General features: G+C 56.0%; 1 protein-coding gene. It reads left to right on the top strand.

Annotated features, from left to right (window positions below):
- A partial coding sequence (locus tag AAC147_RS09865) for a conjugative transfer ATPase (protein WP_047686496.1) occupies positions 1–1,112 on the top strand: 1,112 nt, incomplete at both ends.

Raw genomic sequence — 1,112 nt, 5'->3', positions numbered from 1 at the left:
ATGATGCCGGAAGGCACCGTAGTTTCTTTGACCATTGTGGCGCAGGCACAGGATACGCTGGAAGAGAGCTTTACCCGGCTGGCAAAAAATGCGGTGGGGGAAAATACCGAATCGGCGCGTGTCCGGCAGGATGTGCAGACAGTGAAGGAACTGCTGGGACGGCGGCATAAACTGTACCGCAGTGCGCTGACCTTTCTGGTACGGGGCAACGATGTCACTGACCTGAACCATCGGGTGCATCAGTTATCGTCAACCCTGCTGACGACCGGATTACAACCGGTGCGACCAGAGTTCAGTGTGTCCCCGCTGAACGCCTATTTACGCGCCCTGCCCATGTGTTTTAACCCGCAGAAGGATAAGAAACACTGGTTTACTCGCCTGACCTGGGTACAACATCTGGCGGGACTATTGCCAGTCACCGGCCGTTCAACCGGCACCGGGCACCCGGGGTTCAGCTTCTTTAATCGCGGTGGGGCTCCACTGACGTTTGATCCGATGAACAAGCAGGATCGCACCCAGAATGCGCATTTGCTATTGTTTGGCCCGACCGGGGCAGGAAAATCGGCCACCCTGTGTGCTTCCCTGGTTCAATTGATGGCTATCCACCGGCCACGCCTGTTTATTGTGGAAGCGGGGAACAGTTTTGGTTTACTCGCCGATTACTACGCCAGTCTGGGGCTGACGGTCAATAAAATCGGTATCAAACCGGGTTGTGGCGTGAGTCTGGCACTGTTTGCTGACGCGCATCAGCTGCTGCAACTGAGCCCCCAACACTTGCGTATTCATGAAGCTGATATTCCGGATACGCATGAATCGCAGGATGAAGGTGATGAGCAGCGCGATATTCTGGGCGAGATGGAAATTGCTGCCCGGCTGATGATCACCGGTGGTGAGAAAAAAGAAGAAGAGCGCCTGACCCGCTCGGATCGGGGGTTAATTCGTGAGGCCATTATGATGGCAGCCCACACCAGCCATGCTGAGCAACGTCAGATGGTGGCCTCAGACTTACAAAGTGCGCTTTATGCCATCGCCCGCAATCACCAGCAGGATGAGCATGGCCAGCCGTTAATCACGGCACATCGCCGGGCACGGGCGGATGAAATGGCCGGTGC

It is taken from the genome of Xenorhabdus sp. NBAII XenSa04 (genome assembly GCF_963866145.1).
Lineage (GTDB): Bacteria > Pseudomonadota > Gammaproteobacteria > Enterobacterales > Enterobacteriaceae > Xenorhabdus > Xenorhabdus indica.
Note: the sequence above shows the minus strand (reverse complement) of the source record. Positions and strands in the feature narration are given on the sequence as shown.